Source organism: Bacillus sp. EE-W1 (assembly GCF_009760835.1).
In the GTDB taxonomy this organism is placed as follows: domain Bacteria; phylum Bacillota; class Bacilli; order Bacillales; family Bacillaceae_G; genus Bacillus_A; species Bacillus_A wiedmannii.
In genome coordinates this window covers 72313-99038 of record NZ_WIPE01000073.1, presented here as the reverse complement: position 1 = coordinate 99038, position 26726 = coordinate 72313, and the positions used below count along the sequence as shown (strand labels likewise).

Sequence of the window (26726 nt, the reverse complement as noted above, 5' to 3'; positions counted from 1 at the left end):
GCGTGTTTCTTTTTATTATTTTGTAAAGAAAGGACGTCTCAAATGGGGATTACAAAAGAATATAAAAAGTATGCCTCTTTACAAACAAATAAAATAGCAATAAAGGAAAATGATCGAGTATTAACATTTAAAGAATGGTTTGAGTCAGTGTGTAAAGTAGCAAACTGGTTGAATGAAAAAGAATCGCAGAATAAAACAATAGCAATTGTATTAGAAAATAGTATGGAGTTTTTACAACTATTTGCTGGTGCTGCTATGGCCGGATGGGTTTGTGTGCCGTTAGATATAAAGTGGAAACAGGATGAGCTCAAAGAAAGAATTGCGATCAGTAATCCGGCTATGATTGTGACAGAGCGATATAAGGTAAAGGATTTACCGGATGAAGAAGGAAGAGTAATTGAAATTGATGAGTGGAAAAGAATGATAGAGAACTCTCTGCCTGCATATGCCCCTGTAAAAGATGTACAACATGCTCCGTTTTATATGGGATTTACATCAGGATCGACTGGGAAGGCAAAAGCATTTTTACGTGCACAACAATCGTGGGTTCATAGTTTTGATTGCAATATACATGACTTTCATATGAAAAAAGAAGATTCTATTTTAATAGCTGGGACGCTCGTTCATTCTCTTTTTTTATACGGCGCAATAAGTGCATTATATGTAGGGCAAACGGTGCATATTATGAGAAAGTTTATTCCAGATCAAGTACTGGAAAAGTTAGAAACAGAAAATATTTCGGTCATGTATACAGTTCCGACAATGCTAGAATCTTTATATAAAGAAAATAGAGTAATAGAAAATGGGATGAAAATTATTTCGTCAGGAGCGAAATGGGAAGCTGAAGCGAAAGAAAAAATAAAGAGTATATTTCCTTATGCACAAAAATATGAATTTTACGGTGCATCGGAACTAAGTTTTGTAACAGCACTTGTTGATGAAGAGAGCGATAGAAGGCCGAATTCAGTAGGAAAACCTTGTCACAATGTTCAAGTTCGAATATGTAACGAAGCAGGAGAAGGAGTACAGAAAGGCGAGATAGGAACTGTTTATGTGAAAAGTGATCAGTTTTTTATGGGCTACATATTGGATAAGGTTTTAGTTCCAGAGTTGACTACGGATGGCTGGATGACAGTGCGAGATGTAGGTTATGAAGATGAAGAAGGCTTTATATACATAGTGGGTAGAGAGAAGAACATGATTTTATTTGGAGGAATTAATATTTTTCCAGAAGAAATAGAAAGTGTATTACATGAACACCCAGCTGTTGATGAAATAGTTGTAATTGGTGTGAAAGATAGTTACTGGGGTGAAAAACCTGTCGCCATTGTAAAAGGAAGTGCTACGAGGCAACAATTAAAAAGTTTTTGCTTACAACGATTATCCTCGTTTAAAATACCGAAAGAATGGCATTTTGTAGATGAAATACCGTATACAGATAGTGGGAAAATCGCTCGTATTGCAGCAAAAAATATGATTGAAAACCGGGAGAAGATATATGAATAGAGCGGTTATTGTAGAAGCGAAAAGGACACCTATTGGTAAGAAAAATGGGATGTTGAAAGATTATGAAGTTCAGCAATTAGTAACGCCGCTTCTTACGTTTTTAAGTAAAGGGATTGAGAGAGAAATAGCCGATGTCATATTAGGGAATATTGTGGGGCCGGGAGGGAATGTTGCAAGATTATCTGCTTTAGCGGCAGGACTTGGTTATCATATTCCTGGTGTAACGATTGATCGGCAATGTGGTGCCGGATTGGAAGCGATTCGCACCGCATGTCATTTCATTCAAGGCGGCGCAGGTAATTGTTATATTGCAGGAGGAGTAGAGAGTACAAGTACATCAACTTTTCAAAATAGAGCACGATTTTCACCAGAAACAATTGGTGATCCTAATATGGGAGTGGCGGCTGAATATGTTGCAGAGCGTTATAATGTAACGAGAGAAATGCAAGACGAGTATGCTTGCCTTAGTTATAAACGGACACTGCAAGCATTAGAAAATGGATACTTACAAGATGAAATACTTTCTTTTAATGGACCTTTAGATGAGGCTATAAAACGAGAAATGAATTATGAAAGAATGATTAAAAGAACTAAGCCCGCATTTTTACAAAATGGTACAGTAACGGCAGGTAATTCGTGCGGTGTAAATGACGGAGCATGTGCTGTTCTTGTAATGGAAGAGGGGCAAGCCCGAAAACTAGGATACAAGCCTGTTCTTCGTTTCGTCCGCAGTGCTGTAGTTGGAGTGGATCCAAATCTTCCGGGGACTGGTCCGATATTTGCGGTGAACAAATTATTAAACGAAATGAATATGAAAGTAGAGGACATTGATTATTTTGAAATAAATGAAGCATTTGCTTCAAAGGTTGTTGCTTGTGCAAAGGAGTTACAAATTCCTTTCGAAAAGTTAAATGTAAATGGTGGTGCAATTGCGCTCGGTCATCCGTACGGTGCATCTGGAGCTATGCTTGTGACACGTTTGTTTTATCAGGCACAAAGAGAGTCTATGAAATATGGAATTGCTACATTAGGAATTGGAGGCGGGATAGGGATTGCGCTATTATTTGAGAAAGTAGAAGACTAGCGAGGTAACTAGGTTTCTACTTTTTAAGGAACATAAATATTGCTACCAGGCTTCGCTTTCATTTCGTTCCAAGCAGCAATCGCATCAGCTTTTGCTTTCCCTTTATTATTTGGATCTTCGAAAAAGTCACGAGTAAAGCGATTGTATTCAAATTGTGCACCGATAGTTGTTTTGTATGTAGGGTCTTTTTTTCGTTCGTTTTCTTCATGCCAAAAAGCTACCGCGTCTTCATATGTTTTTCCAACATTCTCTTTGAAAAATTTTTGAAGAGCTACTGTAAAGCGGAAGTTTGTTCCGATTTTTTCTTTGAAAAAAGCACGAACATCTTCGCTACAGCGGTGATTGTTAGTAATAATCGTTTGAAGAGAAAGTTCTTTATAAGAGAGGGAAGCTTTACTCACCTTTTGACGAGAGTTGTTTTTTAATATTTTACCAGTATGTAAATAATGTGAGATACGCTCGGTTATTTCAATCTTAGAGCCACTAGCTGGCAAACCATGCTCACGACAAAATGTTTGGAGTTCTGCTTTTAACCAATAAAAGTTTTGGAAATCTTCAAGTGATATAGACTTTGTTAAAGGTGGACGCATGAATGTAACAACTACTTTCTTCCATAATTTTCTTCAATTATAAAACGTATGTTCTTTTTATGGAAGGGTTAATTTGTAAATATAATGGGAAGAGGAGATTACATATGGAAAATGTAATGCAAGTTCGTGTTACGGGAATTTTAATTGAAGGTGAAAAAGTATTGCTAGTAAAGCAAAAAGTTGCTAATAGGAATTGGTCTTTACCTGGAGGAAGAGTGGAGAATGGTGAAATGTTAGAAGAGGCGATGATTAGAGAAATGAGAGAAGAAACGGGATTAGAAGTTAAAATTAAGAAGCTACTCTATGTTTGTGATAAACCAGATGCTAGTCCATCTTTATTACATATTACGTTTCTGCTTGAAAGGATTGAAGGTGAAATTACGCTACCTTCTAATGAGTTTGATCATAATCCAATTCAAGATGTGCAAATGGTACCGATTAAAGATTTAAGTCAATATGGTTTTTCGGAAACTTTTATAACTCTTATAAGTGAAGGTTTTGCAAGTGCAGGGAGTTATCAAGGCTTGAAACAAAATATAGGCTTGTAAATATAGTTGAAGGATAGCAGTTAGCTATCCTTCATAAACATGTTTTACACTTCTGACTGTAAAGAAGAAACAAGTTGCTTTAAAAATCCGTCCCCGGTCATAACCGCTTTTCCGCCGCCGCGAGCACTCTTTTTATTTCCGCCACCTTTTCCTTCAATTGTAGGAAGTGCCTCTTTTAAAAGAGCATTCATATCGAGCGTGACTGTTTTTCCACAAGCGAGGATGCATTGTAGTTTGTCCTCATTTTCAATAACGAAATATGTAATGGCATGCTCTTGTTGTTCTGTAATAATGGCAGAAAGCTTTGCGATTTCTTGCATAGAACGATTTGTAAATACTTTAGAAATAAGTATGCCGGCATGTATTTCCGTAGGCTGTTGAACTAGTTCATTTGCCTCTGCAAATAATAATTTTTCATTCATTGTTTGTATTGCTTTTTCATTTTCTTTTTGAGAAGTAAGAAGTTGTGCTACTTTTGCTGGGATATCACTCTCGCTACTGTTTAATTGTTTAGAAACATCTTTCATAATTTGTAGTTGTTGGCCCATTAAATTTAGTGTGCGCCAACCAGCGATAAACGTTAATCGTATGCCACCTTTATTGCGCTCCCACCCTAGTACTTGAATAGGACCTACTTCACCTGTACGTTTCGGATGCGTTCCGCCACAGCCGTTGTAGTCGAAGTTCTCAATTATAACAACACGTATATTTTCTGTTATAGTCGGTTCTTTACGAAGAGGTAACGTTTTCGCTTCTTCTAAATTCATCCACAGGGTACGGATTGGATGGTTTTCAAAAACAATTTTGTTTGCAATTTGTATTGCCTTTTCAACTATTTCTGCATGAAGATTTTCTGTTTCTAAATCAATTGTTACCGTTTCTTTACCAAGGTGGAATCCAATCGTAGGTATGTTAAAATGGTCCCAAAAAGCAGCAGATAAAATGTGTTGAGCCGCATGTTGCTGCATATGATCAAAACGGCGCTCCCAATTAATTTTACCTTCTACTTCTTCTGTATGTAATTGTTCGGTAATGAAGTGGCGGATTTCGTCATTGACTTCTTTAACATCGAGTACAGCAATTCCATTTAAAGTTCCAGTATCATGGGGCTGCCCGCCACCTGTCGGATAAAATGCTGTTTCATTTAAAACAACGTATAAGTTACCGTCTTTATCATAATCTTGCTTTATGACTTTCGTAGTAAAGTCTTTTTTATAAGCGTCAGTGTAATATAATTTTTGCTCCAATTTTCTTTCCCCTTTCCTGTTCACTAGTTTCATTGTAAAGCAATCGAAATTAGTTTCCTAATATTTCAGAAGAAAGAAACTATTTTTAGAATTTTCTTGCTATAATAAGAAGAAAATGCGGGGGTGGAATGAATATGTTATATGAAAACGGCGTAGATAAACTGCTTAGTTTAAGCAAAAATATTTCTGAATTGTATCGAGAATTAAATGAAATGACCCGGATTTTAACGGATTGTAATCGAGAAAGTGTGAAGTTTGATCGGTTATATGTAAAAGAGGTACTGTGGAAGAAAGAAGATGTAATAGAGAAATATGATCAGCTGCTTGTGCAACTTTGTATAAATGAATGCTTTGATTTAAAAAGTGTCATTACAGGGGAGTATAAGTATACATATGAAGAAGTAGAAAATATCGTTTTACAATTTAATGAGAAGTATAATGTCGTAATTTTAATTAAAGATGTTTGTAAAGAATTACAGTTTACATATGGCATAGATATGGAAATAACGAGAACAGCTCGGGTATCAACAGCTCAAGTATAAAAAGGGAAAAGAAAGCAGATCCTTTGCTTTCTTTTTTTTTGTAAGAACAGGGAGAGTAGGTTTAATGATGAAAGGGAAGTTACAAAATATTCATCCGTTAGGAATGACAATTATAATAGGGACTTTATTTGCGAGGTTCGCCACGTCAATGAGTATTCCTTTTTTAGCAATTTATTTAACGACTGTTAAAGGTGTATCAGCTGGAATGACGGGTGCTATTATCGGAACGAGTGCACTTGTTGGAGTGTTTGCTAGTTTTATCGGAGGGAATTTATCGGATCGATTCGGCCGAAACATGATTATAATATGGTCCATGATCGTTTGGGTGTTTGTATTTATAGGTTTTTCATTTGCAAATCATGTTCTAAGTTTCTTTTTATTAAATGCTTTGAATGGATTATGTCGGTCTTTTTTTGAACCGACGTCAAGAGCATTATTATCAGATTTAACGAAACCAGAGTATCGTTTACTCGTATATAATTTGCGTTACGGTGCAATCAATGTTGGAGTAGCGATTGGCCCACTTGTCGGATTACAGATTGGAAGTGCAAAATCTACAATTCCTTTTTTAGTAGCAGCTGGAGTATATATTCTATATACAGCTATATTAGCATTCCAATTTAAGAAGTATCCAATTGAAAAAAAGAAAGTAAATACAGAAAAGCCTGTCACAATGTTAAATGCAGTTCGTATATTGCGAAAGGATGTCGTATTTTTAGTTGCTTTAGTCGGTATTATTTTGAGTAATTGTGGCTTTTCACACTTAACGACAACAGTATCTCAATATTTTGCGAATTCACATATATTTCAGGATGGAGTGACATTGTTTTCGTATATGTTAGCTTTAAATGCGATTGTTGTAGTCGTAATTCAATACCCTGTTATTCAAATATGTAAAAAGTATACACCGTTAACATCAATTATGGTTGGAACTTTATTTGTGAGCGGGGGGTTGTTTGGATTTGGAATAGCAGAATCTATGCTAGGTGCTGCTATTTGTACAATTATTTTTACAGTTGGAGAAGTTTTAATGTTTTCCATGACGGATGTATTTATTGATGATATAGCTGTTTCACATTTAAAAGGAACATATTTTGGAGCAATGGGATTTTCAGGGATTGGAGCAGTAATTGGTCCATGGTTTGGAGGAGTGCTTCTCGATTACTACGGGTATCAAAATGGGTTTGTAGTATTTTCAGCACTAGCTATATTTTCAACTGTAGCATTTCCTGTACTTGTAGTTACAAAAGGTTTATTGAAAAAAAGATATGATAGAAATTGTAATTTAGAATTAGATGCGAAATAAAATAAGCCCCAGCAGATGACTGGGGCTTATTTTTGTATTTATCCCGCTATTTGCGGGCAGTAAGAACCCATTGATTAAAGCTTTACTTTATTTTAATTCTCAATTTGAAAAAGAACTTTTTCTTCATGTTTATTAGCAACTTCATTTTTGGAAATATGAATGGCTAAATATCCATTCTCTAAGCAGGCTAGCATCTTTTTATAAATAATAGTAGCGGGTAAAGGGATGATCCGCTGCAAAGAAATATTTTTATGAAGTATGCAAATATTTAGGCCTGTCTCCATCTTTTTAATAACTACATTTTGTTCGGATACATTTGGTACATCTGTTTCCAAAATGTATTCTTGTTCAGTTTCACAAAGGTCAATATGAATTTGATTTGGGAAACTAAAGTTACTACAAGAATCAGAACAAAATTGATCCATCCATTCTTCGAAACCATCAACATGAAAAAGACAATCCTTCTTTTTCTTGCCCATGTAAGACACCCTCCGTAAAATCTCAATTCATACTATGTTATGCATGAATGAAGTAGGGGTGAAGAATAAATGGAAAAATATAAACATTGTATGTGGCAAAGGTAGCTAGTGTGAGCCTTTTGTTTTACATATCATGATGTGCATGATTTTTTTGGCGTGAATGGTTACGGTTTTTTACTTTATGAGATCCGCTTAATGGTTCAGGTTGTCCCTTTTTTTCTTTCGATTCACGATTGTTTTTTCCCATTGTATGTGACACCTCCTCTTTCTCTTTAGAATGAGAGAAGTTTGCAAATTTATACGAGAATGTTTTTAGAAAAAAAGGTAAAGATAAATGGGACTAACTATTATGGAAAGGGGATTATATAATGCCATATCATAAAGATAAACAACAAGCTTTTCAAGCAGCGCAGCAAGGAGTTACACAAGCAGAAAACGCATTTAATAACATTGTAAAAAATGATCCAAACTACGGTCATGATTTAAAAGAGTTACGCCAAGAGGTTCAGGAAGCGTATGAACAAATTCAAAATGCGTTAGAGGTAGCTTCAGAAACACAACGCCCACAACTTGAGCAATACGAAAATAATCTCCAAAACATTATGCGAAATGTAGATCAATTAGAAAAGTAAATGAGATTGTTGTGTATTCGACAACCTTATTACTTTGACGAACGTTATGCTAAAACAGAAGATTTTTCTATTCGTTTTTTGTTTATTATGCGCATTACATATATTTCAAGTTGAAAAAGTGGAAGCGAAAATGTTGCTCAGAAAAGAGCTAGAACCAACTGGCTATGTAACGTGGGAAGTACCTAATAATGAAAAGATTATTGCCATTACATTTGATGATGGCCCAGATCCAACTTATACACCGCAAGTTTTACATTTATTACGTCAATATAAAGCAGAAGCAACATTTTTTATGATTGGATTTCGAGTTCAGCGTAATCCATATTTAGTGAAACAAGTGTTAAAAGAGGGACATGAAATTGGAAATCATACGATGAATCATTTATATGCGAGTAATTCATCGGATGAAAAATTAGAAAATGATATTTTAGATGGAAAGAAATTTTTCGAAAAATGGGTGGAAGAACCTTTACTATTCCGTCCACCTGGCGGATATATTAACGATGCTGTATTTAAAACAGCGAAAGAAGCAGGTTATCAAACTGTTCTATGGTCGTGGCATCAAGACCCGCGTGATTGGGCAAATCCAGGGGTTGAATCCATTGTAAATCATGTAGTAAAAAATGCTAAAAGTGGAGATATCGTATTGTTACATGATGGAGGAAATGATCGTAGTCAAACAGTAGCAGCATTAGCAAAAATTTTACCTGAGCTGAAAAAACAAGGATATCGATTTGTAACGGTTTCAGAATTACTACGTTATAAACATTAGAAAAAATCCCAAAAGGAAATGGACCTTTTGGGATTTTTCGTTACTGGTTCTTTTTACGTTTTTTATTATTTTGTCGCTCTGCTGGAGTTAAAGGCTCGTTTGCAAATTCTTCATTATAACCAGCACCTTGTCCTTGTGCAGATGCCGCATTCATTCCTGAAATAGTATGATTTGCTTTTCTTTTACCCATTTTATTTCACCTCTATAACTTTTTTTGTATGTTGAATGATGAGCAGTTCATAGTATGTATGAACTGTAAGTAAAGCACTAATAGAGCACTTTACTTTATGGTAATAGTATTCATAAGGAGCGTGAACACTATTCAAATTTAGAAACATAAAGAAAACTTATGATAATCTATAAGTTTCTTATTATTTACTTATTTAGAAAGTTGTAATAAGATATTATCGTAAGGTATTGAAAAGTTTGTCTACATTTTATATTCAGACAACTTAGTCACGTTTAACAGGGGGGAAACATAATGGTCAAACATAATCCATTTCAATCACGTGCAACTTTTGAATTAGATGGAAAAACGTATCATTATTATGATTTGAAAGCGCTTGAAAACGCAGGGGTTGGCAACGTATCTCAATTACCATATTCCGTGAAAGTTTTACTTGAATCAGTACTTCGTCAAGTAGACGGACGTGTAATTACAGAAGAGCATGTTACAAATTTAGCGAAATGGGGAACGAAAGATGTGCAAGATATCGATGTTCCATTTAAACCATCTCGTGTAATTTTACAAGATTTCACTGGTGTACCAGCTGTTGTAGATTTGGCTTCGCTTCGTAAAGCAATGGCAGATATGGGCGGGGATCCTGATAAAATTAATCCAGAAATTACTGTAGACCTTGTAATTGACCACTCTGTACAGGTTGATAGAGCGGGTACGGCAGACGCGCTTGCATTCAACATGGACTTAGAGTTTAAACGTAATGAAGAACGTTATAAATTTTTAAGCTGGGCACAAAAATCATTTGATAACTATCGCGCAGTGCCACCAGCTACAGGTATTGTACACCAAGTAAACCTTGAATATTTAGCACCAGTTGTTCATGCTGTGAAAAATGCTGAAGGTGACTTAGTTGCATACCCAGATTCATTAGTTGGAACAGACTCACATACAACAATGATTAACGGTATCGGCGTTCTTGGATGGGGCGTTGGTGGTATAGAAGCGGAAGCAGGAATGCTTGGACAGCCTTCATACTTCCCAGTACCTGAAGTAATCGGTGTGAAATTAACTGGTACACTTCCAAGTGGTACTACAGCAACTGACGTTGCATTAAAAGTAACACAAGTATTACGTCAAAAAGGTGTAGTTGGTAAATTCGTTGAGTTCTTCGGTAATGGACTAAAGAGCATGCCTTTAGCTGACCGTGCAACAATTTCAAACATGGCACCAGAATACGGTGCAACTTGTGGATTCTTCCCAATTGACGATATTTCATTAGAATACTTACGTTTAACAGGTAGAGATGAAGAGCAAATTCGCATTGTTGAAGAATACTGTAAAGCAAATGGTTTATTCTATACAGCAGACAGCAAAGATCCAATTTACACTGATCTTGTTGAAATTGATTTAAATACAATCGAATCTAACCTTTCTGGACCGAAACGCCCACAAGATTTAATTCCACTTTCAGATATGAAAGATGCGTTCCATAAAGCTGTTGTAGCACCAGTTGGAACACAAGGACTTGGATTTAATGAGCAAGAGTTCGATAAAGAAGTGAAGGTTACATTAGAAGATAAAGAAGTAACGATGAAAACAGGTGCAATTGCAATCGCTGCAATTACAAGCTGTACAAATACATCAAACCCATACGTATTAATTGGGGCAGGTCTAGTTGCGAAGAAAGCAATTGAAAAAGGGCTTGTAGTACCTGAGTACGTAAAAACATCATTAGCACCAGGATCTAAAGTTGTTACTGAATACTTAGATAAATCAGGTTTAACAACATATTTAGATCAATTAGGTTTCCAAACAGTTGGTTACGGTTGTACGACTTGTATCGGTAACTCTGGTCCGTTAGCAGAGGAATTAGAAGAAGCAATCGCAGCAAACGATTTATTAGTAACATCTGTTTTATCTGGTAACCGTAACTTTGAAGGTCGTATTCATCCACTTGTAAAAGCAAACTACTTAGCATCACCACCACTTGTTGTGGCATATGCACTTGCAGGTACTGTTGATATTGACCTGAAAAATGATGCAATCGGTAAAGATGCAAATGGCAATGCTGTTTACTTCAACGACATTTGGCCATCAGCTAAAGAAATTGAAGATGTAGTTCAAAACGTTGTTACATCTGAACTGTTCAAGAAAGAATATGCACAAGTATTTAACAGCAATGAGCGCTGGAATGAAATCCAAACTTCAAATGAAGCTTTATATACTTGGGATAATGATTCAACTTATATTCAAAACCCACCGTTCTTTGAAGGATTATCTAAAGAGCCAGGTGAAGTTGAAACGTTATCAGATTTACGCATAGTTGGTAAATTTGGAGACTCTGTAACGACAGACCATATTTCACCAGCAGGTTCAATTGGTAAGCATACACCAGCAGGACGCTACTTATTAGAAAACGGCGTACAACCTGTTGACTTTAACTCTTACGGTTCTCGTCGTGGTAACCACGAAGTTATGATGCGTGGTACATTCGCGAACATCCGTATTAAAAACCAAATCGCACCAGGAACAGAAGGCGGATACACAACATATTGGCCAACTGGTGAAGTAACATCAATCTATGATGCTGCTATGAAATATAAAGAAGATGGCACAGGCCTTCTAGTTATTGCTGGTAAAGATTACGGTATGGGAAGTTCTCGTGACTGGGCTGCGAAAGGTACAAACTTATTAGGTATTAAAGCGGTAATCGCAGAAAGCTTCGAACGTATTCACCGTAGTAACTTAGTATTAATGGGTGTATTACCACTTCAATTTAAAGATGGCGAAAGCGCTGAAACGTTAGGTCTTGTTGGTAACGAGTCATTTGAAATTCAAATTGACAAAACAGTTAGACCACGCGATCTTGTAAAAGTAGTTGCAACTGATGCAGATGGCAACGAAAAACAATTTGAAGTAGTAGCTCGTTTCGATAGTGAAGTAGAAATTGACTACTACCGTCACGGTGGTATTCTGCAAATGGTTCTTCGTGAGAAAATTGAAGAGTCTAAAGTGTCGAACTAAATAATTGAAATGAACGATAAGGAAGCTAACAACTGTTAGCTTCCTTATTTTATGGAAAGGGATGAAACCATTTGGTTTCATCCCTTTCTTTTTACTATAAAAATGGAGGGAACATCATGAAAGAATATAAAAGAATATTGTTACCGTTACAGAAAGAAAAATTATTAGTAATAGCAGCTGTATGTAGTGGATGCTTTGCTGCTATTTTAAATTTATCTCGTCCACTATTCATGGGATTAATTGTAGATAACCTTATTCAACGAGAGTTAAAGGAGGTGTATCTTTACATTACTTTGTTTGCAGCTAGCCGCTTGTTGATGTGGGTGAACAATCTTTCATTTGATTATGTAAGTTCAAAAGCGAGTCAGCGAATATTACGAGAGAAGCGTATAGATGTATTGCGTCATTTCTTCTCATTACCGTTTGAAGAGAGTGAGAAGATTAAGGGAGGAGAGTTAGAGACATTAGTTGTGTCTGATATTCCGAACTGGGTCAGATTATATGGATCTATATTAATAGAATATATACATGCTATTGCCCAATTTATTGGCGCAATCATAGCACTACAACATATAGATATAAAGTTCATATTGTGGGTAGCTCCGTTTTTATTTTTAAGTGCAACGGTTCCGATGTTGATGGGGAAAAAGATAAGAAATATCGCCAGCATTGCTCAAAGAAATCAATCAAGTGTTGTAGAGATGGTGTCACAGTTTGTAAAAGGAGCACAAGATTTACGTAGTTTGCAAAAAGAAAAATGGGCCATTCGCTTATTTAAGGGAGTAACGGCACAATCTTATAAAACAGAAGTAAAGAAGACGATGATGCAACATTGCATTGGAGTAGTTGGAACCGTGATTGAAACAGGGGCATATATCGTTGTTCTCATTATAGGCGCGCAGAAAATAATGAAGGGGGAAATGGAAGTTGGTTCAATTGTTGCCGTGTTAGCCACAATTGAAATGCTCTTTTTTCCAGTCCGCTACGTTGGCGATTTATTAATGATGACACAAGTTGCAGTTGCTTCGGCAAATAGAGTTTTTTCCTTTTTAGATAAACGAGTGGCAAATAGTAAGGTAGAAAGAGCGATGGGGATGACGGTAACAAATGTTTCATTTCAGGAGAGTAATGAAGAGAAATGCAGAATTCATAATATTGATTTGCAAATTAATCGTGGTGAACTCGTTATGATTGTAGGAGAAAGTGGTGCAGGAAAGACGACACTTTTAAAATTAATGATAGGGTTGTATAAACCATCTAACGGTAACATTGTTTATTATGGTAATGAGGCTCGTATGACGACAGTGTGGCAAGAACCTCGTTTCTTTCGGACGACAGTAAAAGAGAATATGTATTTCGGGGGAAAGTATCTAGAAAATCAGTTAGAAAAAAATATTGAACTTGTAAATGTGAAACCGATTATTAGTGATTTACCTAGGGGGATTGAAACTGTACTACATAAAAGCGGGGAAGAGTTTTCTGGAGGGGAAAGAAAACGTCTTGCATTATTACGCGCTATTGGTTCAAATCCGAATCTTATTATTTTAGATGAACCGACTGCGGGATTAGATCCGGGCAATCAAGAAACTGTTTGGAATATGATAGAAGGATTAGGAAGAGGGGTCACGAGAATTGTGGCAACACATGATGTAGAGAAAGCGATACTAGCAGATTGTGTTGTTATAATGAGAGAAGGAAGTATTATTGCATGTGGAAGTCCTGAAAAATTAATAAATAGTCATTCGTTTTTACAGAGATATGAATAAAGATAAGAGAACTGCTCTTATCTTTATTCAGCATCATTTATTTGATACTCGATAGATTCGGAGTGATTCAGATCAACGTTAAAAGTAGCAGTCATAAGGAAAGTTACAATTCCGAGAATTAAGAAAAGGACGAATGAGACTAGAGAGACGTAGAGACAAATACGCCCCACTTTCTTTTTTTCAAAATCTTTACTAAAGAGTGAAATGATCCATGTAATAATGCCGATTGGGTATAAAAGAAAACTAAGAATATATAATGTTTTTTTTTCGAATGAATTCATAAACAATCCCCCTTTTGTTGAAGGTTATTTAACTACGAGAGTAAATAGGTAAGTGGGTCAATAAGAAGATAAAACACCTCATCTGTTTTTCTAATTATATGATAAAAAGGAAAAAACTTCACTTTAAATAAGAATATTCTAATTATTTTGACTGTGAATATTTCCAAGCTTGTCCGTATAAGCTAAAATAAGGTATATAGTATTTGGGTAATTAGGTTAATAAGAAGATAAATACGTTAGGGTGATATAAAATGTGGCGGAAGCTTACGATTATTGTAGTGTTACTTTGTTTAGCGGGATATGCAGCTTATGAACAGTTTGGTAAAAAAGACCAGGCGGTACAAGGGGAGCAAGAAAAAAGTGAAGCTGCTATGAAAGAGATGATTGCAAGTAATGGTATCGAAATAGGGAAGAGTGCGCCAAACTTTGAATTAACGAAGTTAGATGGAACGAATGTAAAGTTATCAGATTTGAAAGGAAAGAAAGTGATTTTAAACTTTTGGGCAACGTGGTGTGGACCTTGCCAGCAAGAAATGCCGGATATGGAGGCTTTCTATAAAGAACATAAAGAAAATGTAGAAATTTTAGCAATAAATTATACGCCTTCAGAAAAGGGCGGGGGAGTAGAAAAGGTAAGCAATTTTGCAAAAGAAAAAGGAATTACTTTTCCTATTTTATTGGACAAGAATATTGATGTGACAACAGCGTATAAAGTAATTACGATTCCAACTTCGTATTTTATAGATACGAAAGGTGTCATTCAAGATAAGTTTATTGGACCGATGACGCAAAAAGAGATGGAGAAACGGATTGCTAAATTAAAATAATGGTGAAAAGGTAGAGGTGGAAAGTTACCATTTCTGCCTTTTCTTTTTCACGTAGTGATAGCAGCATGTTATGATAAAAGAAATATAAACGTTTAGAGGTAAAGGAGTGTTTGTAGTGGGGAATATATCCTTACCGTTAGATTATGTTGTAATTGATTTTGAAACAACAGGATTTAACCCTTATAATGATAAAATTATTCAAGTAGCAGCAGTGAAATATCGTAATCATGAACTAGTAGATCAATTTGTTTCCTATGTGAATCCAGAGCGTTCAATTCCGGACCGAATAACGAGTTTAACAGGTATTACAAACTATCGTGTTTCAGATGCACCGACGATTGAAGAAGTATTACCTTTATTTTTAGCATTTTTACATACAAATGTTATTGTCGCTCATAATGCATCTTTTGATATGCGTTTTTTAAAAAGTAATGTAAATATGCTTGGGCTGCCTGAACCTCAAAATAAAGTGATTGATACTGTGTTTTTAGCGAAGAAATATATGAAGCACGCACCTAATCATAAACTTGAAACGTTAAAGCGAATGCTTGGCATTCGTTTAAGTTCTCATAATGCATTTGATGATTGTATTACTTGTGCAGCTGTTTATCAAAAATGTGCATCTATTGAAGAAGAAACAAACAGGAAATCGAATACAGAAGTACTTGATGAAACAGTAGTATATGAAGCAGTAAAAAAGATACTTGTACGAAATAAACGTGATATCGAATGGATTCGTTGTATGAGTGTAGGAAGCTATTTAGATATAAAAGCTTTTTATCCAGTTATGAGAGTAAAAGTAAAAGGGCGAAAGAAATACGTATTAACGGAGATATTAGAAGATGATGTGAAAGAAATATGTACGAGTTTAAATTGTGAACCCGCGTTAAAAAGTGAAGTTGGTAATACGAGAATTATGCTTAATAGCTTAGAGGATGTCCTGAAATTAGAAAGTTATATTTTAGGACAGTATGATTTCGTACTGCAAGCGCTAAGTGAGTATAAACAAAGTGAAATGAATGCAGATGAAAAGCTAAAAGAATATTTAAATATAATGGTATAAAAAACTCCGTGTACAAGAAGTTGTGCACGGAGTTTTTTTAGGAGTACTAAAACATAAAATTTTCTTGCAAATCTGATTAAAGAGTTTTTCATTTGCTCATACTATGTATAGTAAGAATGCGAAGGAGAGAGGGTGAACAGCATGAGAAGAAGTCGCCGTAAATCATTTGACGAACTTGTGAAAGAAAATAAACAACAATTATTAAGTGATCGTGATGCAATCGATCGCATTGAAGAGCGTATTGAAAAACGTTATGAAATGCAACTTTTTAAGCAAGCTGAATAATTCTTAACACTAGTACGATACTAGTGTTAAGGAGGCGATAGTAATGGGTAATCCGAAAAAGAATTCAAAAGACTTTGCACCGAATCATATTGGAACACAATCAAAAAAAGCTGGTGGCAATAAAGGAAAGCAAATGCAAGACCAAACAGGCAAACAACCGATTGTTGATAACGGTTAAAAAAGGGAGAATGTTGTCATTCTTCTTTTTGTGACGGATTTTTAATAGTCAAAAAGGGCTGACTTATGTCAGCCCTTTTTCGTAATCGTAAAATTTTCAACGAGTAAACGCCAATTTTGCGGGAATGGTAAGCCAATCTTCCAGTAACTAATACCGCCTATACCTTGTTCTTTCATTAAATTGAATTTGCTTTGAACAGACCGTGAATCTTCAAACCAAACTTCGTGTTGAACACCATTTTCATCAAAATAATTAAAATGAGGAGCTTGAGCTGTGAAATCATAGCGGATGGGGACATTGTATTTACGAGCTAGTGCGACAGCTGCGACAGAGCTAATTGCTTTTGCAGGCGGATTGCCTTGTTTGAACGGAAGTTTCCAATCGAATCCGTATAAGTTTTGCCCCATCATAATTTTTTGGGGAGGCATTTGAGATTTTGCATATTGAAGTACTTCTTTTACAGGACCGATAGGAGAAATAGCCATCGGTGGCCCGCCTTGCCAACCCCAGTCATATGTCATAATGACGACGAAATCAACAATTTGCCCTTGTGCTTTATAATCGTGAGCTTCGAAAAATTTTCCCTTTTGATTTGAACTTGTTTTCGGTACAAGCGTTGTACTCAATGTGTATCCGTTAGGTAAGCGTGTTTTTACATTTCGTAAAAAACGATTATACGCTTCGCGATCTTCAGGTGCTATACTCTCGAAATCAAAATGAATGTCTCGCATACCGTACTTCTCAGCTGTTTGTAAAATGTTAGTAATAAATTTGTTTTGAATCGATGCATCGCGTAAAATAACCGATGTCAGATCGGCACTGAAATTTCCATTTTCAATATTTGTAATAACGAGCATCGGGATGGTTTTGCCTTGCGTTGCAATATTAGCGATTTTAGCTGTTTCAGTTGGTTCTTTTAACGTACCATCTCTTTTTGCCTCGAAACTGAAGTAAGCCAAATATGTTAAAAATGGATTAATGGCACGCGTAGCGTTAACTAAACTTTCTTTTATTGGTATTGTTGAAGGTTGTAAATAAGCGATGGATTCTACTGCGCGTTTTGTCCCTTTTGGTATATATAATTGCTGTCCAACATGGAGAATGGATTTTAAAGATAAGTTATTAACCTTAGCTAAACTAGCGAGAGGTACGTTATATGTTTGAGAGATGCGATATAGGCTATCGCCAGGCTGTACATAATAATTATTCCCTTTCGTATTAACGATCAGTGCCTGACCTACAACGAGTGTTTCAGCTGGATTTAGTCCATTGTCCTTTACTATTTCGTCAGGTGTTGATCCGTACTTTGATGCCAAGCTATATACGCTATCACCGCTACGAACAGTTACAATTTGAATCATATGCTTGCTCCTTTCAGTAAAAGATTCACTGTTTTTATTTTATTTTTGATGTCACTGTATTATGATTAAATGTATGCAAGGTAGCAGAAGTGAAAGAAGGCGAATACATATGTTTGTAGCAGAACATAAAGTTGAAATCCGTTATGCGGAAACAGATCAAATGGGTGTTGTTTACCATTCAAACTATTTGGTGTGGCTTGAACTAGGTCGCACGAAACTTATACAAGATTTAGGATTTTCATATGTTGAAATGGAGAAAGAGGGAATTATTTCTCCTGTGTTAGATTTGCAAATTTCATATCGTAAAGCGATGCGTTACGGAGAAAAAGCAATTGTGAAAACGTGGATTGATACTGTTAGTCCGCTTCGCGTTGTATATGGTTATGAAATATATAACGGTGAAGGTGAACTTTGCATTACTGCAAGTACGACGAATATTTGCGCGAAAAAAGAAGGGTTCAGGCCTGTATCATTTAAAAAGTTATATCCAGAGTGGTATGCGAAATATGAGGAAATTAAGAAAAAATAAAAAAGCGTGGCAGAAGCCACGCTTTTTTATTTTTCATAATTAAATTGCGGGAAATCATCACCGTCGTTAAATGTAACAGCTAAATTATGTCCATCGAAGAACCACTCATCATCGCCTTCAATAAAGAAGTTAATACCTTCTTCTTGAGTTTGAACAGCAGGATGTGCAGGATCATCTTTACGAATACCTAAAGAAAGTCCTTTTTGCACAGTACTGCAACCGCCGTATTGTACGAAAAGGCGTAGTGTTTCACCCGATTGTAAGTTTAATTCGTTTTTATACCATTGTGCTGCTTCTTTTGTTACGGAAAGATTCATGTATAGTTCCTCCAAATTATGTTGCTTTTTCTTTAGTATAAAAAATAACGCAAAAAGACGCTATTAATATGCTTCACGTTTTCTTTTTGCGTTATGTGGGTTACGATCTTATTTTTGCTTTTTTGAAAAGTTTGCTTTCGGTTCAGTTTTATTTATAATTCGTCCGATATTTGCACGGTGTTTATAAATAACCATACCTGCTAATAAACACATCGCAATAATGAAGATTTTATCCCCGCTAACAATGGATGCAATAACAGCAACGACGGCTGTTACCATAGAAGAAAGTGATACGTATCTTGTTGTAAATAAAAGGCTGAAAAAGACAACAGCTAATATTGCAAAAACAACTGGAGAGTAGCATAATAGCACGCCAGCAGAAGTTGCAACAGCTTTACCACCACGGAATTTCGCGAAAATCGGATACACATGTCCAAGAACAGCTGCTAATCCGAACCATAGTGGGTGAACATCTAAACCGAAAATAATCGGTAGACTTGTTGCTAATGTACCTTTTAAAATGTCAGCAATTGTAACGATAAAACCTGCTTTTTTCCCTAGTGTGCGGAATGTATTTGTTCCGCCTAGATTACCGCTTCCGTGCTCACGAATATCGATTCCGTAGCCGATTTTTCCAACGACTAGTGCGAATGGAATCGAGCCAAGTAAGTAGGCAACGATAAATAAAAGATATGTAATAACCATAAGTTCAGTCTCCTTTATTCAAATGTGTTGATAAAGGGTAAAAAGAGTTTTTCCCGTATATTGTACCATACATTTGTAAAGAGCACATTTCTTTTTTGTAAATGAAAAATTCATTATTTCGTGAAAAAAATTTCACAGGAATGTTACATTTCTCACAGAAACACCAAGACTATATGTAGTAACATTTTAATCAAAAGACAACAACATATTGGTGGAGGGTTATAAATGTTACAACGAAATGTACGTGGAGAAGAATTAATGAGAGTGTTTGAGACGATTGTCCACGGTAGTGAGCAAGATTTAATGCAAGAAAATGCAAATGTAGATGGTCGCTCTCCAATGGGAGTAATGGGAACGTTCGCATCAGAGAGTGCGAAATATTATGCAGTTGAAAATTTATTGTCAGATCAAGTGAAAAAAGCAATAAATCAAAATATATTATATCCACATGACTTAGATTTTTATGCGACAGGAACGACGACTTGTTCGCAAATTCCGTTAGCGCAAATGCTTGCGGACGGTTTTCATACCGGACATGGGCATATGAGACAACCGCAGGATATTAAAAGTGCATTGGCTCTTTCGTCTATTATTTTTCAGGCGAATCAAAATATGCAGCACGGTGGTCAATCATTTGCACTCTTTGATATTGATTTAGCTCCATATGTGAGAAAAACAGTAGCGAGGCATAAGAAACGATTACAGTCATATCCGCTTACGAAAGAACAAATAGAAGAATTTGCATGGAAAGAAACAGAAAATGATACGTATCAGGCGTGTGAAGCTTTCGTTCATAATTCAAATAGTATGCACAGTAGGGGCGGGGGACAAGTACCGTTTATTTCTATTAATTATGGAACAGACACATCAAAAGAGGGACGGTTATTAGTTAGACAACTTTTAAAAGCGACACAAGCTGGTCTTGGTAAAGGAGAAACACCAATTTTTCCGATTCAAATTTTTAAAATGAAAAAAGGTGTGAACTTTGAAGAATGTGATCCGAACTATGATTTATTTGAATTAGCGTTAGAGACAACGGCTGAACGATTATTCCCTAACTTTTCATTTTTAGATGCGCCATTTAATGCAGTGCATTATGACGGACGACCGGAAAGTGAAGTATGTTATATGGGATGTCGTACCCGTGTCATGTCTAACATACATGGAGAAGAAACAGCGATTGGAAGAGGCAATTTATCATTTACGTCTATCAACTTAGTGAAATTAGCGTTAATTAGTGGTTCAAAAGAAGCATTTTTTGAAGCGTTAAATTATTACTTAGATTTAGGGATTAAGCAATTATTAGAGAGATTTGAGTATCAATGTACGAAGCGAGCAAGAGATTTTCGATTTTTATATTCACAAGGTGTATGGCGCGGTGGAGAGAAGTTACAGCCTGAAGATTCTGTAGCATCCATTTTAAAGCAAGGGACGTTAAGTCTTGGTTTTATCGGTCTTGCGGAGTGTTTAGTAGCTTTAACAGGAAAGCATCATGGAGAAGATGAAGAATCATGGAAACTCGGATATGAAATCATTTCCTTTATGAGAGATAGAATGGATAAAGCAACGGAAGAACATGAACTGAATTTCTCAGTAATTGCAACTCCTGCAGAAGGGTTATCAGGGAAGTTTGTGAAAAAAGATAGAGAAGAATTTGGTGTGATTAGCGGTATAACGAACCATAATTATTATACGAATTCATTCCATATCCCAGTTTACTATAGCATTCAAGCGATAAATAAAATTCGTTTAGAAGGACCTTTCCATGCTCTATGTAACGGGGGACATATTACGTATATTGAGCTAGACGGAGCAGCTATGCATAACAAACAGGCGTTAAAACAAATTGTACGAGCGATGGCAAATCATGGCGTTGGATACGGTTCAATTAATCATCCTGTTGACCGTTGTAAGTGCTGCAGTTATCACGGAGTTATTGGAAATGAATGCCCAAGTTGCGGAAATGAAGACGAAGCTAATATAGAAAGAATTCGCCGTATAACAGGTTATCTTGTAGGAGATATGTCGAAGTGGAATAGTGCGAAACGTAGTGAAGAGATGGATCGGGTGAAGCATAAATGAAAGTGATGAACATCATTCATGATAGTGTAGTAGATGGGGAAGGGTTGCGGACAGTCGTGTTTTTTGCGGGCTGTCCGCATCGTTGTTTCGGTTGCCATAATCCAAAATCGTGGAATATTTGTAATGGAACTGAAATGACAGTAGAAGAAATTGTGAACGAGATTGCAAGTAATTCATTAACTGATGTAACATTTTCAGGTGGAGATCCATTCTTCCAAGCTGCTGAAGTGAAAAAAGTAGCAAAAGCTGTGAAAGACTTGAAAAAAAATCTATGGATGTATACAGGTTATACGTTAGAAGAGATACAGAGTTCTCAAAATAATGATATGATAGAGTTGTTACATTATGGGGATGTTTTAGTCGATGGAAGGTTTGAAATCGAGAAAAAAGATTTAACACTTCCATTTCGCGGAAGCTCCAATCAACGTATTATTCGATTGAAAGAGTAAAAAGGCGGGATAGATTATATGAATAAAACAGTATTACTTGTTGAAGATGAAAGAAGATTACGTGAAATCGTTAGTGATTATTTTCGTAATGAAGGTTTTGAAGTAATCGAAGCAGAAGACGGAAAAATAGCGTTAGAATTATTTGCAGAGCATGAAATTGATTTAATTATGTTAGATATTATGTTACCAGAAATAGATGGATGGTCTGTTTGTAGACGAATTAGAAAAGAATCAGCAGTACCGATCATTATGTTGACAGCACGTTCAGATGAGGATGATACACTACTAGGGTTCGAATTAGGTGCAGATGAGTATGTAACGAAACCTTTCAGCCCGAAAGTGTTAGTAGCTCGTGCGAAGACGTTATTGAAACGCGCGGATGGTGTGGTAGGAGTAGCGGAAGAAAATGCTATGTCTTTAGCTGGAATAGAAGTGAATCGTCTATCTAGAACCGTTTTAGTAGATGGAGAAGAAATTATATTGACACATAAGGAATTTGAACTTCTTGTTTATTTAATGGAGAACAAAGGAATTGTGTTGTCACGTCAACATTTATTAGATCAGTTATGGGGATATGATTACTACGGTGATGACCGAACGGTTGATACTCATATTAAAAAGCTAAGAAATAAGCTAGGAGATAAAGCGAAGCATATCGGTACTGTTATTCGAGTGGGTTATAAGTTTGAAGAATAATTGTAACGGATTGTGTACTTTAGCCTAGGAAAATGTCGATTTTATGTCCTCTTTGGCAGGTAGAATGTACAAAAAATACTTTTCTTGTCTACAATGTTAGATAAGAGTATTTTTTTAATTGGATTTCACGATGAGTTCACAAGAAGGACACAAAACGTGACTATACTGAAAATACGAATTCACCAGAGAGGGGAAGTAAACATGGGATATTACGACGGACCAAATTTAAATGAAGAGCATAGTGAAACGAGAGAAGTGAGAAAATCAGGTAGTAAAAAAGGTTATTTTTTCACAGGTTTAGTTGGAGCTGTAGTTGGGGCTGTCACAATTAGTTTTGCGGCACCATATATGCCATGGGCTCAAAATAATGGAGCGGCTGTATCATCATTCAGTTCGGATTCAAAAGTTGAAGGTACTGTAGTTCCTGTTGTCAATAAAGCAAAAAATGAAACTGATTTACCTGGTATGATTGAAGGCGCGAAAGATGTTGTTGTAGGTGTTATTAATATGCAACAAAGTGTTGATCCATTTGCAATGCAACCGACAGGCCAAGAGCAACAAGCTGGCTCAGGATCAGGTGTTATTTATAAAAAAGCAGGAAATAAAGCGTATATTGTAACGAACAACCATGTAGTAGATGGAGCGAATAAACTTGCTGTAAAACTAAGTGATGGTAAAAAGGTAGATGCAAAACTTGTAGGGAAAGACCCTTGGTTAGATTTAGCGGTTGTAGAAATTGATGGATCTAATGTAAATAAAGTTGCCACTTTAGGTGATTCAAGTAAACTTCGTGCGGGTGAAAAAGCGATTGCAATTGGTAACCCACTAGGGTTTGATGGAAGTGTAACGGAAGGTATTATTAGTAGCAAAGAACGTGAAATTCCAGTAGATATCGATGGCGATAAGCGTGCAGATTGGAATGCTCAAGTTATTCAAACAGATGCAGCAATTAACCCAGGTAATAGTGGTGGTGCGTTATTTAACCAAAATGGTGAAATAATTGGGATTAATTCAAGTAAAATTGCACAACAAGAAGTTGAAGGAATTGGATTTGCTATTCCAATTAATATTGCAAAGCCAGTTATTGAATCACTTGAAAAAGACGGAGTAGTGAAACGTCCAGCTCTTGGAGTAGGTGTCGTTTCATTAGAAGATGTGCAAGCTTATGCAGTAAATCAATTGAAAGTACCGAAAGAAGTAACAAACGGCGTTGTATTAGGTAAAATTTACCCAATATCACCTGCAGAAAAAGCTGGTTTAGAGCAATATGATATTGTAGTATCATTAGATGATCAAAAAGTAGAAAATTCACTTCAATTCCGTAAATATTTATATGAAAAGAAAAAAGTAGGCGAGAAAGTAGAAGTTACATTCTATCGTAACGGTCAAAAAATGACGAAAACAGCTACTTTAGCAGATAATTCAGCTACAAAGAATCAATAATTGAAATAAAAGAAAGTCTCTTTCATATTGAAAGAGACTTTCTTTATCGGCTATACTAAAGGAATAGGAGGGATAAATTATGACAATTGAAAACCCAACTCGTACGGAAATTGGTGAAGTATTAAAGAAAAGCAAAACGATTGCAGTTGTTGGATTATCGGATAAGCCAGAACGTACATCGTATATGGTTTCAAAAGCAATGCAAGATGCTGGGTATCGCATTATTCCAGTAAACCCAACAGTAGATGAGGTGCTTGGAGAAAAAGCAGTTTCTTCACTAAAGGATATTAAGGAACATGTTGATATTGTAAATGTATTCCGTCGTTCAGAATTTTTAATGGATGTTGCGAAAGAGTTTGTAGAGATTGATGCAGATGTTTTTTGGGCACAATTAGGAGTACAAGATGAAGATACATATAAACTTTTGCAAGAAAAAGGCTATACTGTAATAATGGATCGTTGCATTAAAGTAGAACATGCGATGACAAAATAGTATAGGTTTTAAAGAGAGAAAGATTGATTCAGCCCTCTTTATAAATAAGTAGGGCCGATGAACGAGGTGTTCATCATGAGATTTTTTAAAGGCTGTTTTTGGGGATTGTTACTTGTTATCCCATTTTGGATATTGATCATTTGGATCATGATAAAGGTTTGGAATGTATAATCTTGGCATACATATCCATTTCTCGTTGACAAACGATTATTTTTCTGAAATAGTAGCCTAGAGGAATCCTTGTGAAAAAACAAGGATTTTTCTATTGAAAATGGTATATAAAAGAGATAAGATAACTTGCCAAAACTATAGTCGAGGCGTTATTCTATAATAGAAACATATGTTCTGATTTGATTAGGAAAGGGGCAAGGAGTTTGGCAAAGCATCAGTTCCAATATAATGAAGATGCAATTCAAGTGCTAGAAGGACTTGAAGCCGTTCGAAAACGCCCGGGTATGTATATCGGGAGTACGGATAGCCGTGGATTGCATCATTTAGTATATGAAATAGTAGATAACTCCGTTGATGAAGCGTTAGCGGGATTTGGCGACGAAATTTCTGTCGTAATACATAAAGATAATAGTATTAGCGTTATTGATAAAGGGCGAGGAATGCCTACGGGAATGCATAAACTTGGGAAACCTACACCTGAAGTTATTTTAACTGTACTTCATGCCGGTGGTAAGTTTGGTCAAGGTGGCTATAAAACAAGTGGTGGTTTACACGGTGTTGGGGCATCAGTTGTAAATGCCTTGTCAGAATGGTTAGTAGTGACGATTAAACGTGACGGAAATATTTATGAACAACGCTTTGAAAATGGTGGTATTCCTGCAACGACACTGGAAAAGATCGGGAAGACGAAAGAGTCTGGTACGACAATACATTTTAAACCAGATACAACGATTTTCAGCACAACAAATTACAATTACGAAACATTATGTGAAAGATTACGTGAATCTGCATTCTTATTAAAAGGGATGAAAATCTCAATAAAAGATGAGCGAAATGATTTAGAAGATGTCTTTCATTATGAAACAGGAATCGAAGCTTTCGTTTCATACTTAAATGAAGAAAAAGATTCAATCCATCCGGTTGTATATTTTACTGGTGAACAAAATGGAATTGAGGCAGAGCTAGCTTTTCAATTTAACGATGGCTACTCAGAAAATATTCTTTCGTTTGTAAATAATGTACGTACAAAAGATGGTGGAACACACGAAGCTGGGTTTAAGACAGCAATGACTCGTGTGTTCAATGAGTATGCTCGTAAAGTATCGTTATTAAAAGAAAAAGATAAAAACTTAGAAGGTACAGATATTCGTGAAGGTGTAGCGGCTATCGTTTCTGTACGTGTACCAGAAGAAGTACTTCAGTTTGAAGGGCAAACGAAAGGGAAACTTGGTACAAGTGAAGCTCGTTCTTCAATTGATGCAATTGTATCTGAGCATTTAGCTTACTTTTTAGAAGAAAACCCGGATGTTGCTACACTTCTTGTGAGAAAGGCAGTTAAAGCAGCGCAGGCACGTGAGGCTGCTCGTAAAGCGAGAGAAGAAGCGCGTACTGGTAAAAAGAAAAAGAAATCAGAAGGTACATTAAGTGGTAAGTTAACACCAGCACAATCACGTAACCCGCAAAAAAATGAACTGTACCTAGTAGAGGGTGACTCTGCGGGTGGTTCCGCGAAACAAGGTCGAGACCGACGTTTCCAAGCGGTATTACCGTTACGTGGTAAAGTAATCAATACAGAAAAAGCAAAACTTGCTGATATCTTTAAAAATGAAGAAATTAATACAATCATTTACGCTATTGGCGGTGGTGTAGGGAATGAATTCGCTGTTGAAGATATTAACTACGATAAAATTGTAATTATGACCGATGCTGATACAGATGGTGCGCACATTCAAGTATTGTTACTAACGTTCTTCTACAGATATATGAAACCACTTATCGAAGCTGGCAAAGTATTTATTGCACTTCCTCCTTTATACAAAGTAAGTAAAGGAAAAGGTAAGAGTGAAGTGATTGAGTATGCATGGTCTGATGAAGAATTAGATGGTGTAACAAAAAAGGTCGGTAAAGGCTACATGCTGCAGCGCTATAAAGGACTTGGCGAAATGAATGCCGATCAATTATGGGAAACGACGATGAATCCTGAAACACGTACGTTGATTCGTGTGAAAATTGACGATGCATCAAGAGCGGAGCGCCGAGTTACGACATTGATGGGTGATAAAGTAGAACCTCGCCGTAAATGGATCGAACGAAATGTACAATTTGGTATGCAAGAAGAAGGAAACATTTTAGAAAATGAAATGATTATGGAGACGGAGGTGGAATAAC

General features: G+C 36.1%; 29 protein-coding genes. 20 read left to right on the top strand and 9 right to left on the bottom strand.

Annotated elements, in window-relative coordinates; all coding sequences use genetic code 11:
- The first annotated feature begins 42 nt into the window (after positions 1-42).
- Both GFJ36_RS18920 and GFJ36_RS18915 read left to right on the top strand, forming a co-directional pair.
- On the top strand, positions 43-1506 hold the full coding sequence (locus GFJ36_RS18920; RefSeq protein ID WP_157349715.1) for an acyl-CoA synthetase: 1464 nt from the start codon (positions 43-45) through the stop codon (positions 1504-1506).
- The gene (locus GFJ36_RS18915) at positions 1499-2590 is read left to right on the top strand and encodes an acetyl-CoA C-acyltransferase (protein WP_098146495.1); all 1092 of its coding nucleotides are present in this window, start codon (positions 1499-1501) and stop codon (positions 2588-2590) included. The genes GFJ36_RS18920 and GFJ36_RS18915 overlap by 8 nt, the downstream gene beginning before the upstream one ends.
- Positions 2591-2613: 23 nt before the next feature.
- On the opposite strand, the gene GFJ36_RS18910 is transcribed toward GFJ36_RS18915, so the two are convergent.
- Positions 2614-3180: a DUF6434 domain-containing protein gene (locus tag GFJ36_RS18910; protein ID WP_098146496.1), complete on the bottom strand. Its 567-nt coding sequence runs from the start codon at positions 3178-3180 to the stop codon at positions 2614-2616.
- 104 nt (positions 3181-3284) lie between these two features.
- On the opposite strand from GFJ36_RS18910, the gene GFJ36_RS18905 reads away from it, so the two are divergent.
- Positions 3285-3728, top strand: coding sequence for an NUDIX hydrolase (locus tag GFJ36_RS18905; RefSeq protein WP_157349714.1), 444 nt, complete (start codon positions 3285-3287; stop codon positions 3726-3728).
- A gap of 44 nt (positions 3729-3772) precedes the next feature.
- Here the strand turns inward: GFJ36_RS18905 and GFJ36_RS18900 are convergent, their stop codons facing one another.
- Entirely contained in the window at positions 3773-4975 is a 1203-nt protein-coding gene (locus GFJ36_RS18900; protein ID WP_157349713.1) for an alanyl-tRNA editing protein, read from the bottom strand.
- A 134-nt stretch (positions 4976-5109) separates the two neighbouring features.
- Here GFJ36_RS18900 and GFJ36_RS18895 point away from each other — a divergent pair, with 134 nt between their 5' ends.
- Together GFJ36_RS18895 and GFJ36_RS18890 are read left to right on the top strand one after the other, a co-directional pair.
- The gene (locus GFJ36_RS18895; protein ID WP_137035270.1) at positions 5110-5517 is read left to right on the top strand and encodes a hypothetical protein; all 408 of its coding nucleotides are present in this window, start codon (positions 5110-5112) and stop codon (positions 5515-5517) included.
- Between the two features lie 67 nt (positions 5518-5584).
- Complete coding sequence (locus tag GFJ36_RS18890; protein ID WP_060487392.1) at positions 5585-6823, top strand: MDR family MFS transporter; 1239 nt, start codon at positions 5585-5587, stop codon at positions 6821-6823.
- Positions 6824-6915: 92 nt separating this feature from the next.
- Here GFJ36_RS18890 and GFJ36_RS18885 read toward each other — a convergent pair whose 3' ends face one another.
- Complete coding sequence (locus GFJ36_RS18885) at positions 6916-7302, bottom strand: Hsp20/alpha crystallin family protein (protein WP_048544065.1); 387 nt, start codon at positions 7300-7302, stop codon at positions 6916-6918.
- Positions 7303-7426: 124 nt separating this feature from the next.
- Positions 7427-7549 (bottom strand): small acid-soluble spore protein P, encoded by a 123-nt coding sequence (locus GFJ36_RS18880; RefSeq protein WP_000517651.1) that lies wholly within the window; start codon positions 7547-7549, stop codon positions 7427-7429.
- A gap of 121 nt (positions 7550-7670) precedes the next feature.
- On the opposite strand from GFJ36_RS18880, the gene GFJ36_RS18875 reads away from it, so the two are divergent.
- Both GFJ36_RS18875 and pdaB read left to right on the top strand, forming a co-directional pair.
- On the top strand, positions 7671-7934 hold the full coding sequence (locus tag GFJ36_RS18875; protein ID WP_001146295.1) for a hypothetical protein: 264 nt from the start codon (positions 7671-7673) through the stop codon (positions 7932-7934).
- A 46-nt stretch (positions 7935-7980) separates the two neighbouring features.
- Positions 7981-8706 (top strand): polysaccharide deacetylase family sporulation protein PdaB, encoded by a 726-nt coding sequence (gene pdaB, locus GFJ36_RS18870; RefSeq protein ID WP_142287562.1) that lies wholly within the window; start codon positions 7981-7983, stop codon positions 8704-8706.
- Positions 8707-8746: 40 nt separating this feature from the next.
- Here the strand turns inward: pdaB and sspO are convergent, their stop codons facing one another.
- The gene (sspO, locus tag GFJ36_RS18865) at positions 8747-8896 is read right to left on the bottom strand and encodes an acid-soluble spore protein SspO (protein WP_000518053.1); all 150 of its coding nucleotides are present in this window, start codon (positions 8894-8896) and stop codon (positions 8747-8749) included.
- A 291-nt stretch (positions 8897-9187) separates the two neighbouring features.
- On the opposite strand from sspO, the gene acnA reads away from it, so the two are divergent.
- Together acnA and GFJ36_RS18855 are read left to right on the top strand one after the other, a co-directional pair.
- The gene (acnA, locus tag GFJ36_RS18860) at positions 9188-11911 is read left to right on the top strand and encodes an aconitate hydratase AcnA (protein WP_048544062.1); all 2724 of its coding nucleotides are present in this window, start codon (positions 9188-9190) and stop codon (positions 11909-11911) included.
- A 116-nt stretch (positions 11912-12027) separates the two neighbouring features.
- Positions 12028-13677, top strand: coding sequence for an ABC transporter ATP-binding protein (locus tag GFJ36_RS18855; RefSeq protein ID WP_157349712.1), 1650 nt, complete (start codon positions 12028-12030; stop codon positions 13675-13677).
- Between the two features lie 23 nt (positions 13678-13700).
- Here GFJ36_RS18855 and GFJ36_RS18850 read toward each other — a convergent pair whose 3' ends face one another.
- A complete protein-coding gene (locus GFJ36_RS18850) occupies positions 13701-13958 on the bottom strand; it encodes a hypothetical protein (protein WP_098146498.1) in 258 nt (85 codons plus the stop codon).
- A gap of 251 nt (positions 13959-14209) precedes the next feature.
- Here GFJ36_RS18850 and GFJ36_RS18845 point away from each other — a divergent pair, with 251 nt between their 5' ends.
- The 4 genes from GFJ36_RS18845 (at position 14210) to sspN (ending at position 16311) form a co-directional block, all read left to right on the top strand.
- Positions 14210-14785 (top strand): TlpA family protein disulfide reductase, encoded by a 576-nt coding sequence (locus GFJ36_RS18845; RefSeq protein WP_000269060.1) that lies wholly within the window; start codon positions 14210-14212, stop codon positions 14783-14785.
- A gap of 115 nt (positions 14786-14900) precedes the next feature.
- Positions 14901-15848: a 3'-5' exonuclease gene (locus tag GFJ36_RS18840; RefSeq protein ID WP_087982124.1), complete on the top strand. Its 948-nt coding sequence runs from the start codon at positions 14901-14903 to the stop codon at positions 15846-15848.
- Between the two features lie 141 nt (positions 15849-15989).
- The gene (locus tag GFJ36_RS18835) at positions 15990-16133 is read left to right on the top strand and encodes an FbpB family small basic protein (protein ID WP_001254698.1); all 144 of its coding nucleotides are present in this window, start codon (positions 15990-15992) and stop codon (positions 16131-16133) included.
- A gap of 43 nt (positions 16134-16176) precedes the next feature.
- Positions 16177-16311: an acid-soluble spore protein SspN gene (gene sspN, locus GFJ36_RS18830; RefSeq protein WP_000527987.1), complete on the top strand. Its 135-nt coding sequence runs from the start codon at positions 16177-16179 to the stop codon at positions 16309-16311.
- A 68-nt stretch (positions 16312-16379) separates the two neighbouring features.
- On the opposite strand, the gene GFJ36_RS18825 is transcribed toward sspN, so the two are convergent.
- Entirely contained in the window at positions 16380-17672 is a 1293-nt protein-coding gene (locus tag GFJ36_RS18825) for a glycoside hydrolase family 18 protein (protein WP_046957740.1), read from the bottom strand.
- Between the two features lie 109 nt (positions 17673-17781).
- On the opposite strand from GFJ36_RS18825, the gene GFJ36_RS18820 reads away from it, so the two are divergent.
- Positions 17782-18201 carry an acyl-CoA thioesterase gene (locus GFJ36_RS18820; RefSeq protein ID WP_157349711.1) on the top strand — a complete coding sequence of 140 codons (420 nt, stop codon included), beginning with the start codon at positions 17782-17784 and terminating at the stop codon, positions 18199-18201.
- 26 nt (positions 18202-18227) lie between these two features.
- On the opposite strand, the gene GFJ36_RS18815 is transcribed toward GFJ36_RS18820, so the two are convergent.
- Together GFJ36_RS18815 and plsY are read right to left on the bottom strand one after the other, a co-directional pair.
- Entirely contained in the window at positions 18228-18518 is a 291-nt protein-coding gene (locus GFJ36_RS18815) for a HesB/YadR/YfhF family protein (RefSeq protein ID WP_001054448.1), read from the bottom strand.
- A gap of 108 nt (positions 18519-18626) precedes the next feature.
- Positions 18627-19223 carry a glycerol-3-phosphate 1-O-acyltransferase PlsY gene (plsY, locus tag GFJ36_RS18810; RefSeq protein ID WP_000237189.1) on the bottom strand — a complete coding sequence of 199 codons (597 nt, stop codon included), beginning with the start codon at positions 19221-19223 and terminating at the stop codon, positions 18627-18629.
- Between the two features lie 225 nt (positions 19224-19448).
- On the opposite strand from plsY, the gene GFJ36_RS18805 reads away from it, so the two are divergent.
- From GFJ36_RS18805 to parE, 6 genes are all read left to right on the top strand, one after another.
- On the top strand, positions 19449-21305 hold the full coding sequence (locus GFJ36_RS18805) for an anaerobic ribonucleoside triphosphate reductase (RefSeq protein WP_087982126.1): 1857 nt from the start codon (positions 19449-19451) through the stop codon (positions 21303-21305).
- Positions 21302-21754, top strand: a complete 453-nt coding sequence (gene nrdG / locus GFJ36_RS18800) for an anaerobic ribonucleoside-triphosphate reductase activating protein (protein ID WP_000867068.1) — start codon at positions 21302-21304, stop codon at positions 21752-21754. Before GFJ36_RS18805 ends, nrdG begins: the two co-directional genes overlap by 4 nt.
- Before the next feature lie 18 nt (positions 21755-21772).
- Positions 21773-22450 (top strand): response regulator transcription factor, encoded by a 678-nt coding sequence (locus GFJ36_RS18795; protein WP_001044675.1) that lies wholly within the window; start codon positions 21773-21775, stop codon positions 22448-22450.
- A gap of 201 nt (positions 22451-22651) precedes the next feature.
- Entirely contained in the window at positions 22652-23893 is a 1242-nt protein-coding gene (locus GFJ36_RS18790; RefSeq protein ID WP_046957742.1) for a S1C family serine protease, read from the top strand.
- A gap of 79 nt (positions 23894-23972) precedes the next feature.
- On the top strand, positions 23973-24386 hold the full coding sequence (locus tag GFJ36_RS18785; RefSeq protein ID WP_048565897.1) for a CoA-binding protein: 414 nt from the start codon (positions 23973-23975) through the stop codon (positions 24384-24386).
- Positions 24387-24760: 374 nt separating this feature from the next.
- On the top strand, positions 24761-26725 hold the full coding sequence (gene parE / locus GFJ36_RS18780; RefSeq protein WP_001062189.1) for a DNA topoisomerase IV subunit B: 1965 nt from the start codon (positions 24761-24763) through the stop codon (positions 26723-26725).
- The last annotated feature ends 1 nt before the right edge of the window (position 26726 follow it).